A 13570-nucleotide genomic window follows, 5' to 3' on the forward strand; every position below is an offset into this window, starting at 1 on the left:
ATGTCATCACCTGCCCAGCCCGACGTTCCGATCTGGACCACGGTGCAGGAGCTGCTCGTCGACGATGACCGCGTCACGCCGCAGCTGCAGGGCTTCCTCAGCCTGGCCGTCCCCGCCGGCGTGATGGCCGCGACGCTCTACCTCGACGTTCCCAACGACCTCACCGCGGCGCAGATCAACAAGCGGTTGCGACTGCCGATCATGGAGGCCCTCTCCCACATCGGCGACGAGGTCACCTCGTTCCGCGTCGTGGTCAACCACGAGCTGGCCGAACAGCAGACCGCGCCGATCTCCGTCGGCGACTTCGGTCGCAGCGACGGCGATTTCGCGCGTCAGGATCACCTGCGCGTCGAGTCGCCGATGGAGCAGCCGACGCAGATGCGCCACGAATCGCGTCTGAACCCGAAGTACACCTTCGACAACTTCGTGATCGGCCAGTCCAACCGTTTCGCCCACGCCGCAGCGGTCGCGGTAGCCGAGGCACCGGCGAAGGCGTACAACCCGCTCTTCATCTACGGCGACTCCGGTCTGGGCAAGACCCACCTCCTGCACGCGATCGGCGACTATGCGCAATCCCTCTATCCGGGTGTGAAGGTGCGCTACGTCTCGAGCGAGGAGTTCACCAACGACTTCATCAACTCGATCGCCAACAACCGCGGCGCCGCCTTCCAGGCGCGCTACCGCGAGGTCGACATCCTCCTGATCGACGACATCCAGTTCCTCCAGGGTCGCGCCGAGACACAGGAGGCCTTCTTCCACACCTTCAACACGCTGCACGATCACAACAAGCAGGTCGTGATCACCAGCGATGTCGCGCCGAAGCACCTGACCGGCTTCGAGGACCGCATGCGCAGCCGCTTCGAGTGGGGCCTGATCACCGACGTGCAGGCGCCTGACCTCGAGACCCGCATCGCCATTCTCCGCAAGAAGGCGCAGAGCGAGGCGATGCACATCCCCGACGAGGTGCTCGAGTACATCGCGACCGTGGTGTCCTCCAACATCCGCGAGCTGGAGGGCGCTCTCATCCGGGTCTCTGCATTCGCGAGCCTCAACCGATCGGCGCTCGACATCTCACTCGCGCAGACCGTGCTCCGGGACATCGTGGACACGGCCGAGGACAACATCATCTCCCCGACCGACATCATCACGGCGACGGCACAGTACTTCAAGCTCACGGTCGACGACCTGTACGGATCCAGCCGCTCGCAGCAGATCGCGACCTCACGCCAGATCGCCATGTACCTGTGCCGCGAGCGCACGAGCCTGTCTCTGCCGAAGATCGGCCAGCTGTTCGGCAACCGCGACCACACCACGGTCATGTACGCGTACAAGAAGATCAGCGAGCTCATGAAGGAGCGCCGCTCGATCTACAACCAGGTCACCGAGATCACCACGCAGCTCGGGCGTCGCTGACGGCTCGAACCGCCTCGAGAGGAGGGGATGCGGCATCCACACGGGTGCCGCATCCCCTTCTGCGTCTTCGCGACACGCCTGACGCGGGATCCGTAGATGCCTCTATGCACATGTGGATAACTTGTGGATGAGCGTGAAACCGGGTGCCCGGAATGTGCACGAAATGGTGAAACCTGTGGATAACTCCGGGGACGGGGGAAAGCACCCGATGGCTGTCCACCCGCGTATTCCTCAGGGATTCCACAACTGACAATCGTGTAGTTCCCTACTCGCGACTACTATCCACCGAGTTATCCACAGATTCCACAGCTGTTAACACCGTTAAGGAGTTAACCCTGAAGAGAGCGCGATCCGATCACCAGAAGGTGGGGAGAGCCGATCCGGATCACCTCGCGTCGGAGCGTAGGGATCAGCCGGACTGTGGGGCTAGCATGGGAAGCCCTGCACAGGGACCGACGACGAACACGTCGCCGCATGACGACAAGGGAGCACCAGTGAGGTTTCAGGTAAACCGCGATGTCTTCAGCGAGGCCGTCTCATTCGTCGTCAAGCTGCTCCCCCAACGAAACCCGCAGCCGATCCTGGCCGGTGTCCTGATCGAAGCCGACGGCTCCGGTCTCACCCTCTCGGCATTCGACTACGAGGCCTCCGCGCGCACCACCATCGAAGCCACCGTGGACACACCGGGCACGATCCTGGTCCACGGCCGTCTCCTCTCCGACATCGCCAACCGTCTGCCGAACGCTCCGATCGAGATCGCCGTCGAGGATGACGGCGGGATCGCGGTCACCTGCGGATCCGCACGATTCACGCTGGCAGCCATGCCGGTCGAGGAATATCCCTCGATCCCCGAGGTCTCCGGCTCCTCCGGCGTCGTTCCGGCTGATGATTTCGGCACCGCGATCTCGCAGGTCGGCTTCGCTGCCTCCCGCGACGACGTCACCCCCGTCCTCACCGGTGTGCAGCTCGAGGTCTCCGGACAGAGCCTGAGCCTCGTCGCCACCGACCGTTACCGGGTGTCGCTGCGCGACGTGCCCTGGGACGGCGAGGCCGTGGATCAGTCCGCTCTGGTCCCCGCACGCACGCTGCTCGAGGTCGGCAAGACCTTCGGTCACGCCGGGAACATCCAGATCGCCTTCTCGGGTGCCGGTGATCGCGAGATCATCGCGTTCACCTCGGGCAACAAGACCGTGACATCGCTGCTGATCAAGGGCAACTTCCCGCCCGTCCGCCGGTTGTTCCCGGAGCAGACCGATCACTACGCGGTCGTCAACACCGCCGATCTGGTCGAGGCCGTGCGGCGCGTGGCGCTCGTGCTCGACCGGGCCGCTCCGCTGCGGTTCACGTTCTCGCAGGACAGCGTCACCATGGACGCCTCCGGCAGCGAGCACGCGCGTGCCTCGGAGTCGGTGGATGCGATCCTGCACGGTGGCGACGACGTGACGCTCGGACTCAACCCGCAGTACCTGATCGAGGCGCTGGGCGCGGTCAAGAGCGAGTTCGTGCGCGTCACGTTCACCTCGAGCGACAACGCCAACAAGCTCAGCCCCGTGCTGATCACGAGTCAGACCTCGGTCGACCAGGCAGGTCTGGACTCGTTCAAGTACCTGCTGCAGCCCAACCTCCTCCTGCGCTGAGGTTCTTCCGCACGGATCCGTCGGGTGTTCGCCCGGTCACGGCGGATCAGACGGGGGAGTGCTGCCGGAATCCGATGTCCGAGGGCGAAGGTAGTGTGAATCCGTGATCGTGGAACACCTGAGCCTGGTCGATTTCCGCAATTACGCGACGGCCGATCTCGCGCTCCACCGCGGGCCCAACGTGCTCGTGGGCCGCAACGGTCAGGGAAAGACGAATCTCGCGGAAGCGGTCGTGTTCCTCGCGACGCTCGGGTCGCATCGCGTCTCCTCCGACGCCCCGATGGTGCGCGAAGGGCAGGAGTTCGCCATCATCCGTGCGCGGCTCGCGCATGGGGAGCGCCGGGTTCTCGTGGAAGTCCAGCTGAACAAGCAGGGATCGAACAAGGCTCGCATCAACGGCTCGCTGTCCAAGCCGAACGAGCTTCCTCGCTACGCGCATGTGGTGCTCTTCGCTCCGGAAGACCTGCAGATCGTGCGCGGCGATCCCTCCGCACGCCGTCGATTCATGGATCAGCTGCTCGTCCAGCGCACGCCGCGCCTGTCGGCGGTGCTCGCCGACTACGACCGCGTGCTCAAGCAGCGCAACGCCCTGCTGAAATCCGCCCGGGCGCGGGGGATCAAGGGCGAAGGTCTCAGCACGCTCGATGTGTGGGACGACAAGCTCGTCGCCCTCGGTTCCGAGATCATCCTGGCCCGCCAGCGGTTGGCCGCCGACCTGCAGACCCCGGTGGCCGAGGCTTATGCGGCGATCGCGGGGGAGGACCATCGTCCTCAGCTCGACTGGGCGCTGTCCGTGCGCGGCGCCGACCCGGAAGACGGCGTGGAAGCACCGGCCGAGACCTCAGGCGACATCGCCGAGATGTTCCAGGCGGCGCTGCTCGCGAAGCGCGCGAACGAGCTCGAACGCGGACTCACGCTCACCGGCCCCCATCGCGATGACCTGATCCTGCGGGTGCGCGGGCTTCCGGTGAAGGGCTACGCCTCGCACGGAGAGTCGTGGTCGGTCGCGCTCGCCCTGCGACTGGCGTCGGCGGAGCTGCTGCGCAGCGAATCACCCGCGGGAGACCCCGTGCTGATCCTCGACGACGTGTTCGCGGAGCTCGACGCCGACCGCCGTCAGCGGCTGGCGGCCCTGACCGCCGGGTACGAGCAGGTGGTGGTGACGGCGGCCGTGGAGGAGGATATTCCTGCGGTGCTGCACTCCCATGTGGTGCGCATCAACGCCGGCAGCATCAGCGACGAGCGCGACGTGACGTCGGACGTTCCGGAAGCATCGGACGGCGAGGAGGTGGCAGATGACTGAGAATCCCGCGGTTCCCGCGGTCCCTGCTGCCCCCGACGCTCCCGAGACGGTCGCGACCTACCTGCGTCTGCGAGGGTTGAACCCGAGCTCCAAATCATGGAAGCGCAAGCGGCGCGTGGTCGTCGACGATGACAACGCCCCGTTCACTCCCGGTCGCGACCCGGGCTCCCTCGGTGCGGTGCTCGACAAGCTCACGCGCGACTCCGGCTGGCAGGTGCCGCTCGCGCGGGAGGATCTCGTTCGGCAGTGGGCCGATCTCGCCGGGGCCGACACCGCCAAGCACTCGGAGCCGGTCTCGCTCGAGCGCGGCCTGCTCACGGTGAAGTGCGACTCCACGGCCTGGGCGAAGAACCTGCAGTACATGCGCGCCACGATCGTGACGGAGATCGGTCGACGGTATCCGGACGCCGGCGTGGACAACATCCGCTTCATCGGACCCGACGTTCCCTCCTGGAAATGGGGTCCCAGAGTCGTCCCAGGGCGGGGTCCGCGCGATACCTACGGGTAGGGCACCATCGGGAGGGTCCGAGAGGCTCAGAGGGCCACACACGGCCGTTCAGCGGGATTTCGCTTCGAAATCCCGCTAGAATGGAGGTTCGTGATATCGATGTGGAGAATGCCCTCTGATGACGCCTGAATCACCTGCTGACGAGCCAGAATCCCACACCGAGGGAACCCCCGAACCGGAGACCGGCTCGGAGAAGACGTCCACATCGATCTCCCCCAAGGTGAAGCAGCCGGGTGAGTACGGGGCGGACTCGATCCAGATCCTCGAAGGCCTCGAGGCCGTGCGCAAGCGCCCCGGCATGTACATCGGCTCGACCGGCCCGCGTGGTCTGCACCACCTGGTCTACGAGATCGTCGACAACTCCGTCGACGAGGCCCTCGCCGGGTACGCCGACACGATCCACGTGACGCTGCTCGAAGACGGCGGCGTCCGCGTGATCGACAACGGTCGAGGGATCCCGGTCGACCCGCACTCCTCCGACCCGTCGAAGTCGACGGTCGAGGTCGTGCTGACCATCCTGCACGCGGGTGGCAAGTTCGGCGGCGGCGCCTACGCCGTCTCCGGCGGTCTGCACGGCGTCGGCTCCTCGGTCGTGAACGCGCTGTCGACGCGCTTCGAGGTACACGTCAAGCAGAAGGGCTTCGTCTGGCACCACAGCTTCGCCGACGGCGGTGTGCCGCAGCAGCAGCTCGAGAAGGGCGAGGCCACCGACGAGACCGGAACCAGCATCACGTTCTGGCCGGACGCCTCGATCTTCACTGAGACCACCGACTTCGACTACGACATCCTGCGCACGCGCTTCCAGCAGATGGCGTTCCTCAACAAGGGACTGCGCATCGAGCTGCTCGACGAGCGCGAGTCCTCCGCCTACGAGGTCGAGGAAGAGGGCCAGGCGATCACCAAGCAGCCGGGTGACGTCTTCTTCTACGAGCGCGGGCTGGTCGACTACGTCGAGTACCTCAACAAGGTGCGTCACGCGGAGGTCGTGAACGAGGAGATCATCGCGTTCGAGTCGGAGGACACGACGCGCAAGATCTCGCTCGAGGTCGCGATGCAGTGGACCACCTCGTACACCGAGAACGTGTTCACCTACGCGAACACCATCAACACCCACGAGGGCGGAACGCACGAGGAGGGATTCCGTGCGGCGCTGACCACGCTGGTCAACAAGTACGCCCGCGCGAACAACATCCTCAAGGAGAAGGACGACAACCTCTCCGGCGACGACGTCCGCGAAGGGCTGACCGCGGTCATCTCGATCAAGCTCGGCGAACCGCAGTTCGAGGGCCAGACGAAGACGAAGCTCGGCAACACCGAGGCGAAGGCCTTCGTGCAGAAGGTCGTGGGCGATCAGCTCGGCGACTGGTTCGATCGCAACCCCGCGCAGGCCAGGAACATCATCCGCAAGGCGCTCGATGCCGCGACCGCACGCCTCGCGGCGCGCAAGGCTCGCGAGACCGCCCGGCGCAAGAGCGTGTTCGAGTCGGCCGCGATGCCCGACAAGCTCAAGGACTGCACGAGCAAGGACCCCTCGATCAGCGAGATCTTCCTGGTGGAGGGAGACTCCGCCGGTGGCTCCGCCGTGCAGGGACGCGACCCGCACACGCAGGCGATCCTGGCTCTCCGCGGCAAGATCCTCAACGTCGAGCGCGCGCGTCTCGACAAGGCCCTCGGCAACCGCGAGGTCCAGGCGATGATCCAGGCCTTCGGCACGGGCATCGGCGAGGACTTCGACATCGAGAAGGCCCGGTATCACAAGATCGTCCTGATGGCGGATGCCGACGTCGACGGCCAGCACATCACGACGCTGCTGCTGACGCTGCTGTTCCGCTACATGCGCGGACTCATCGAGGCGGGCTTCGTCTACCTCGCGATGCCGCCGCTGTACCGCCTGAAGTGGTCGAACTCCGCCCACGAGTACGTCTTCAGCGACGCCGAGCGCGATGCGCTGCTGAAGTTCGGCCTCGACAACGGCAAGCGGATCCCGAAGGATGCCGGCATCCAGCGCTACAAGGGTCTCGGTGAGATGAACCCGAAGGAGCTGTGGGAGACCACGATGGATCACAGCACGCGCACCCTCCAGCAGATCACGATCGAGGATGCCGCGGCCGCGGATGAGATCTTCAGTGTGCTGATGGGCGAGGACGTCGAGTCCCGCCGCAGCTTCATCCAGCGCAACGCCAAGGACGTGCGCTTCCTCGACATCTGACCCGGTGGGCTCCGAGCCCCCGAGGACAGATCAGGCAGCGACGCAGAGAGATTGACACATGACTGACGAAGAACGCCCCGAGCTGGCACACGAACACGGCAAGATCGACCAGGTCGACCTGCAGTTCGAGATGCAGCGCAGCTATCTCGACTACGCGATGGCCGTGATCGTCGGTCGCGCCCTCCCGGATGTGCGCGACGGGCTCAAGCCCGTGCACCGCCGTGTGATCTACGGCATGTACGACGGCGGCTTCCGCCCCGACAAGTCGTTCTCGAAGTGCGCCCGCGTGGTCGGCGAGGTCATGGGTCAGTACCACCCGCACGGCGACTCGGCGATCTACGACGCCCTGGTCCGCCTCGTGCAGCCGTGGTCGCTGCGGTATCCGCTCGCTCTCGGGCAGGGCAACTTCGGCTCTCCCGGCAACATGGGCGCCGCGGCCCCCCGGTACACCGAGACGAAGATGGCTCCGCTCGCGCTCGAGATGGTGCGCGACATCGAAGAGGAGACCGTCGACTTCCAGGACAACTACGACGGCCAGACGCAGGAGCCGACGGTCCTGCCCGCCCGGTTCCCGAACCTGCTCGTCAACGGTTCGGTCGGCATCGCGGTCGGCATGGCCACCAACATCCCGCCGCACAACCTCCGCGAGGTCTCCGATGCGGCTCTGTGGGCGCTGGACAACCCCGACGTCACCCGCGAGGAGATGCTCGACGGCCTGATCCAGCGCATCCCGGGGCCGGACTTCCCGACCGGCGCGCAGATCCTGGGCACCAAGGGCATCCACGAGGCGTACCGCACGGGCCGCGGCTCGATCACGATGCGTGCCGTCGTGAACGTCGAGGAGGTCCAGGGTCGCACGTGCCTGGTCATCACCGAGCTGCCGTACCAGGTCAACCCCGACAACGTCGCGGTGAAGATCGGCGACCTCGTCCGCGACGGCAAGATCAGCGGCATCGCCGACATCCGGGACGAGTCCTCCGACCGCACGGGTCAGCGCCTCGTGGTCGTGCTCAAGCGCGACGCGGTCGCGAAGGTCGTGCTGAACAACCTGTACAAGCACACGCAGCTGCAGGAGAACTTCGGCGCGAACATGCTCGCGATCGTCGACGGCGTGCCGCGGACGCTCGCGATCGACGGCTTCATCTCGTACTGGATCTCGCACCAGATCGAAGTCATCATCCGTCGCACCGAGTACCGGCTCCGCGAGGCGGAGAAGCGCATGCACATCCTGCGTGCGTACCTCAAGGCACTCGACGCGCTCGACGAGGTCATCGCCCTCATCCGCCGGTCGCAGACCACGCAGGAGGCGAACGAGGGTCTGCAGAAGCTCCTCGACATCGACGAGATCCAGGCCGATGCCATCCTGCAGATGCAGCTGCGTCGTCTCGCCGCGCTCGAGCGTCAGAAGATCATCGAGCAGGCGAACGAGCTCGAAGCGCTGATCACCGACTACAAGGAGATCCTCGCCGACGAGTCCCGTCAGCGCACGATCATCCGCGAGGAGCTCACGGCGATCGTCGACCGCTTCGGCGACGACCGTCGCACGCACATCCTGCACGGCTTCGACGGCGACGTCTCGATGGAAGACCTGATCGCGGAAGAGGAGATGGTCGTCACCGTCACCCGCGAGGGGTACATCAAGCGCACGCGCAGCGACAACTACCGGTCGCAGCACCGCGGCGGCAAGGGCATCAAGGGCGCGCAGCTGCGAGCGGACGACATCGTCGAGCACTTCTTCGTGACGACGACGCACCACTGGCTGCTGTTCTTCACCGACAAGGGCCGCGTGTACCGCGCGAAGACCTACGAGGTGCCCGAGGCCGGCCGTGACGCGAAGGGCACGCACGTCGCGAACCTGCTGGCGCTGCAGCCCGACGAGAACATCGCGCAGGTCCTGGACATCCGCGATTACCAGGTCGCCGACTACCTCGTGCTCGCGACGCACCGGGGCCTGGTGAAGAAGACGCGCCTCGACGTGTACGACACGAACCGTCAGGGCGGCGTCATCGCGATCCGTCTGAACGACGACGACGAACTCGTCAGCGCTCTGCTGGTCGACTCCACGGATGACATCCTCCTGATCAGCCGTCGCGGCATGTCGGTGCGATTCAGCGCGACCGACGAGGCGCTCCGTCCGATGGGCCGTGCCACCGCGGGTGTGAAGGGGATGAAGTTCCGCGACGGCGACAGCCTGCTCTCGGCATCGGTCGCCGCCGCGGGTCAGTTCGTGTTCGTGGTCACCGACGGCGGGTACGCGAAGCGCACCGCGGTCGAGGAATACCGCGTGCAGGGACGCGGCGGATTCGGCATCAAGGTGGCCAAACTCCACGATGATCGGGGCACTCTCGCGGGTGGTCTGATCGTGTCGGATGACGACGAGGTCTTGGTGGTTCTCTCCAGCGGCAAGGTGGTACGCTCTGCCGTGGCCGAGGTGCCCGCCAAGGGTCGCGACACCATGGGAGTGGTGTTCGCACGGACGACGGAAGCCGACCGCATCCTCGCCATCGCCCGCAACGGTGAGCGGGGCCTCACCGAGGACGACGAGTCGGGTGAGGTGGAGGCGGAGCCCGCAACCGCCACCCCCGAGACGACCGAGAACCCTGAGGAAGCAGACGCATGAGCACGGTAGCCGACAAGCTGGCGAAGAAGTCCACGCGCAAGACCGGGGGGAAGCAGGTCCGCCTGCGCCTCGTGTACGTCGACTTCTGGTCGGCCGTGAAGCTCTCCTTCCTCGGCGCCGTCGCGCTCGCCGTTGTCACGATGGTGTCGTTCTTCCTCATCTACCTCGTGCTGCAGGCCACCAACATCATGACGACGGCGGACGAGTTCGTCCGCAGCTTCTCCGACGGCTCCATCGCGCTGTCCGAGATCGTCGGACTGCCCCAGGTCATGGCGTTCGCGGCCGTCGTCGCGATCCTGAACCTGATCGTGTTCACGGTGCTCGGCGCCGTGGTCGCCGGCATCTACAACCTCGCCGTGAAGGTGACGGGCGGACTGCTCGTCGGCTTCATGTCGAACTGACCGACGCGACACCCGTCGCCGCACCGAGACCCCGTCCTGCCGATCGCGCAGGGCGGGGTCTCGTCGTTCGCGGCTCACGGGGCGCGGACGGCGCCAGGGTAGGGAAAACCCGAAGTCCACTGTCGGGCTGACTCGGTGTCGGCGCGATCCGCGTCGCCGTACCGTGGAGGCATGACCACACAGACTGCCACGCCTCCCGCGGCCACCACCGCGAGACCGCCCCTGCGCCTCTTCCTCACGGTGCTGCATCTCGCCGGAATCGGGATCATCGGCGGCGGCATCTTCACCATCCTGTCCGGACTCCTGGGCACCGGTCTCGGCCTGCTCTTCGTCGCCGGCGTGGGCCTGATCCTGCTCGTGGGTCTCGTGTACGCCCTGTTCGGCGTCGGGTGGTTCGAAGTCGCCCGCGTGGGCGCGCTGTACCGTGTCCCGATCGCCCCGCTGCGCTGGCGGCCGCGGGATCGCCCGGGCTTCGTGGGGTGGCTGCGCGCGCTGGGGCGGCAGTCGATCGACGGACGCATGTGGCGGGCGCTCGCCAACTTCGCGATCGTCGCGGTGCTCGGCTTCATCGTCCTCCGACTCGCCTACAGCCTGGTCTGGTCGGTGTTCATCTCCTTCGCTCCGCTCACCCCCGCGGAATCCGTCATCGGACCCTTCGGGGGTGACGGGATCCCCATCGGATGGGCGCCGGTGATCGGCATCCTCGGCGTCGCGGCGTCCCTCGCCGGCATGATCGGCCTGGCGCTCCTGCACCGCGTGCTGTCGCTGGCGATCGTGATCCGCAGCCGCGAGGCCGAACTGACCGAGCGGGTGCGCACCAGCACCGCGCAGCGCGAAGGGGCGGTGCGGGCAGCCGACGTCGAGCGCACCCGCATCGAACGCGACCTGCACGACGGTGTCCAGCCGCGACTCGTGTCGGTCGGCATGACCCTGGGACTCGCGCAGCAGAAGATCGACAGCGACCCGGATGCCGCCAAGGAGCTGATCTCGGAGGCGCACACGTCGACGAAGGCGGCCATCACCGAGCTGCGGCAGCTCGCGCGGGGCATCCACGCCTCGGTGCTCGACGACCGCGGACTCGATGCGGCCCTGTCGGCCCTCGCCGGACGCTCGCACATCCCCGTGCACCTCGACGTGCGGATGGACGGGCGCTGCAGCCGAGAGGCGGAGGCCGCGGTCTACTTCTCGATCGCGGAATCGCTGACCAACGCCGCCAAGCACTCCCGCGCCAGCGAGGCCAGGGTCACGGTGCGGCTGCGTGAGGGGAGCACCCTCTGGGCGCGGGTCGAGGACAACGGCATGGGCGGCGCGCAGGTGCAACCCGGCGGGGGACTCGACGGCATCACGAACCGCATCCTCGCCGCCGGCGGCACCTTCCGCCTCGACAGCCCCGTCGGCGGGCCGACCAGCCTGGAGGTGACGGTGCCATGCGCATCCTGATCTGCGAGGACTCGGTCCTGCTGCGCGAGGGACTCGTGCGGCTGCTGGAGGACGCCGGCCACACGGTGGTCGCGGCCCTGCCCGACACGAACGGTCTCACCGAGGCGGTCTCCGCCACGGAACCGGAGCTCTGCATCCTCGACGTGCGGCTGCCCCCGACGTTCACCGACGAGGGCATCCGCGCCGCGCTCGACCTGCGCGCTCTGCATCCGATGCTCGCGATCCTGGTCCTCTCGCAGTACGTGGAGGAGCGGTACGCGTCCGACCTCATCGCGGCGCCGGGCGGGCCCCTCGGCTACCTGCTCAAGGACCGGGTGGCCGACGTGTCGGAGTTCCTCGTCTCGGTGCAGCGCATCTCCGAGGGGGCGACGGTGCTCGACCCCGAGGTCGTCGCCCAGCTGCTCACCCGCCGCAATCGGGACGACCGGATGCTGCGCCTCACCGAGCGCGAACGCACGGTGCTCGCGCTGATCGCCGAGGGCAAGTCGAATCAGGCGATCGCCGGGCTGCTGTTCCTCTCGGAGGCGAGTGTCGAGAAGCACATCACCGCCATCTTCCAGAAGCTGGGCTTCGAACAGGGCGAGTCGGGCAACCGCCGCGTGCTCGCCGCTCTCGCCCACATCGAGAACACCGGGGGCCCGACGCCTCCGAACGGACAGACAGGAGTGGCACGATGACCACCGGACAGAACGACCCGAACGGCGGACAGACGCCGCTCACGCCTCCGCCGGCATACACGCCGCCCGCGCCGACGGCATCCGCGGTACCGGAGCCGCCCTCCGCGGTGCCCGGCCCGGTCCCTTCCGGCGACGTCACCCGCTCCGGGGGCGCGAAGGCGGTCATGATCGTGACGGCGATCGTCGGCGGCATCGCGCTGCTCGGCTCGGGCGGGGCGGCCGCGGCGGCGGCCACCGGCACCCTGATCTCGTCGTCGAGTGAACCGGCCGACTCCGTGCAGAGCGTGGACGTGGCCGGGATCACCGGCATCGATCTGGACGTGGATGCCGGCAACATGCGCATCGAGTTCGGCGAGGTGGAGGAGGCGCGCCTGTCGGTCACGAACGACCGCGGTCCCGCCTGGACGCTCGACCGCGACGGCGACGAGCTGATAGTGCGCAGCCCGGACAGAGTCTTCGGGTGGTGGTTCGGCAGCTGGTTCGGCGATGACCAATCGGCCGTGCTCACCCTTCCCGAGAGCCTCCGTGACGCGGAGCTCGACGCGACGCTCACGCTCGACGCCGGCAGCCTCGATGTGCTCGGCGACTTCGGTGCCCTCGACATCGACGTGAGCGCGGGGGCACTCGATGTGGAGGGCGCGGCCACGAGCCTCGCCGTCGACATGAGCGCCGGTCGCGCCGACGTCCTGCTCGACAGCGTGGATGAGGTGGTGCTGGGCGTCTCGGCCGGTGACCTCGCGGTCGAGCTGACGGGGGCGGCACCCACGCAGACCCGGCTCGATGTGAGCGCCGGCTCGGTCGATCTGACGGTGCCGGACGTGGCCTACACGATCGTGCAGGACATCAGCGCCGGATCCCTCGACGCGAAGGTCGACCAGTCGGCGGGGGCGCGCCGGACCATCGAGGTCGACCTCTCCGCGGGCAGTGTGACCATCCGTCCTGGCCGCTGAACCGCGTCGGGTGCGGGGGCCACGACGGCCCCCGCACCCGATTGGGTAAATCCGCGATCTTCCGGTAAAGTTTCGGAGGTTGACGGGGCTATAGCTCAGGCGGTTAGAGCGCTTCACTGATAATGAAGAGGTCCCAGGTTCAAGTCCTGGTAGCCCCACCCTTTCAATTCAAGAAATTCCCTCACGGGGCCTTAGCTCAGTTGGTAGAGCGCCTGCTTTGCAAGCAGGATGTCAGGAGTTCGAATCTCCTAGGCTCCACACTGTGTTGAGACAGTCCACGAAGGCCCCGCTCCGGCGGGGCCTTCGTGTTTTCCCCGTCATCCACAGGTGTTAACAACCCTGTTAACAACAGGTCCCGGGTCTCACGAACTTTTTTGTGACGAATCCGTGCCGACGCACGTCCTATCCATGA

10 protein-coding genes and 2 tRNA genes are annotated in these 13570 nt (G+C 66.9%); all 12 read left to right on the forward strand.

What is annotated here, in order from left to right:
- Positions 1–123 precede the first annotated feature (123 nt).
- The 12 genes from dnaA (at position 124) to ACWA14_RS00060 (ending at position 13416) form a co-directional block, all read left to right on the forward strand.
- Positions 124–1413 (forward strand): chromosomal replication initiator protein DnaA, encoded by a 1290-nt coding sequence (gene dnaA / locus ACWA14_RS00005; RefSeq protein ID WP_463797465.1) that lies wholly within the window; start codon positions 124–126, stop codon positions 1411–1413.
- Between the two features lie 494 nt (positions 1414–1907).
- Positions 1908–3050: a DNA polymerase III subunit beta gene (dnaN, locus tag ACWA14_RS00010; RefSeq protein WP_463795394.1), complete on the forward strand. Its 1143-nt coding sequence runs from the start codon at positions 1908–1910 to the stop codon at positions 3048–3050.
- A gap of 103 nt (positions 3051–3153) precedes the next feature.
- Positions 3154–4353 (forward strand): DNA replication/repair protein RecF, encoded by a 1200-nt coding sequence (gene recF, locus ACWA14_RS00015; protein ID WP_463795395.1) that lies wholly within the window; start codon positions 3154–3156, stop codon positions 4351–4353.
- Positions 4346–4861, forward strand: coding sequence for a DciA family protein (locus ACWA14_RS00020; protein WP_463795396.1), 516 nt, complete (start codon positions 4346–4348; stop codon positions 4859–4861). Before recF ends, ACWA14_RS00020 begins: the two co-directional genes overlap by 8 nt.
- 118 nt (positions 4862–4979) lie before the next feature.
- Positions 4980–7070, forward strand: a complete 2091-nt coding sequence (gene gyrB / locus ACWA14_RS00025) for a DNA topoisomerase (ATP-hydrolyzing) subunit B (RefSeq protein ID WP_463795397.1) — start codon at positions 4980–4982, stop codon at positions 7068–7070.
- A gap of 58 nt (positions 7071–7128) precedes the next feature.
- Positions 7129–9690: a DNA gyrase subunit A gene (gene gyrA, locus ACWA14_RS00030; RefSeq protein WP_463795398.1), complete on the forward strand. Its 2562-nt coding sequence runs from the start codon at positions 7129–7131 to the stop codon at positions 9688–9690.
- Positions 9687–10091, forward strand: coding sequence for a DUF3566 domain-containing protein (locus ACWA14_RS00035; protein ID WP_463795399.1), 405 nt, complete (start codon positions 9687–9689; stop codon positions 10089–10091). Before gyrA ends, ACWA14_RS00035 begins: the two co-directional genes overlap by 4 nt.
- Before the next feature lie 171 nt (positions 10092–10262).
- On the forward strand, positions 10263–11531 hold the full coding sequence (locus tag ACWA14_RS00040) for a sensor histidine kinase (protein WP_463795400.1): 1269 nt from the start codon (positions 10263–10265) through the stop codon (positions 11529–11531).
- Positions 11519–12208 (forward strand): LuxR C-terminal-related transcriptional regulator, encoded by a 690-nt coding sequence (locus ACWA14_RS00045; RefSeq protein ID WP_463795401.1) that lies wholly within the window; start codon positions 11519–11521, stop codon positions 12206–12208. The genes ACWA14_RS00040 and ACWA14_RS00045 overlap by 13 nt, the downstream gene beginning before the upstream one ends.
- Complete coding sequence (locus ACWA14_RS00050; RefSeq protein WP_463795402.1) at positions 12205–13158, forward strand: DUF4097 family beta strand repeat-containing protein; 954 nt, start codon at positions 12205–12207, stop codon at positions 13156–13158. The genes ACWA14_RS00045 and ACWA14_RS00050 overlap by 4 nt, the downstream gene beginning before the upstream one ends.
- Before the next feature lie 84 nt (positions 13159–13242).
- Positions 13243–13316 (forward strand) — tRNA-Ile (locus ACWA14_RS00055).
- A gap of 27 nt (positions 13317–13343) precedes the next feature.
- Positions 13344–13416: transfer RNA gene (locus ACWA14_RS00060), tRNA-Ala, on the forward strand.
- Positions 13417–13570 lie beyond the last annotated feature (154 nt).

This window comes from Microbacterium sp. TW_SC_2 (assembly GCF_055361165.1).

What these genes read in the sequence shown, in the direction of transcription:
- ACWA14_RS00035 (WP_463795399.1), top strand. Translation starts at nt 9,687, where the DNA reads ATGAGCACGGTAGCCGACAAGCTGGCGAAGAAGTCCACGCGCAAGACC.
- gyrA (WP_463795398.1), top strand. Translation starts at nt 7,129, where the DNA reads ATGACTGACGAAGAACGCCCCGAGCTGGCACACGAACACGGCAAGATC.
- ACWA14_RS00040 (WP_463795400.1), top strand. Translation starts at nt 10,263, where the DNA reads ATGACCACACAGACTGCCACGCCTCCCGCGGCCACCACCGCGAGACCG.
- dnaA (WP_463797465.1), top strand. Translation starts at nt 124, where the DNA reads ATGGCCGCGACGCTCTACCTCGACGTTCCCAACGACCTCACCGCGGCG.
- ACWA14_RS00045 (WP_463795401.1), top strand. Translation starts at nt 11,519, where the DNA reads ATGCGCATCCTGATCTGCGAGGACTCGGTCCTGCTGCGCGAGGGACTC.
- gyrB (WP_463795397.1), top strand. Translation starts at nt 4,980, where the DNA reads ATGACGCCTGAATCACCTGCTGACGAGCCAGAATCCCACACCGAGGGA.
- ACWA14_RS00050 (WP_463795402.1), top strand. Translation starts at nt 12,205, where the DNA reads ATGACCACCGGACAGAACGACCCGAACGGCGGACAGACGCCGCTCACG.
- ACWA14_RS00020 (WP_463795396.1), top strand. Translation starts at nt 4,346, where the DNA reads ATGACTGAGAATCCCGCGGTTCCCGCGGTCCCTGCTGCCCCCGACGCT.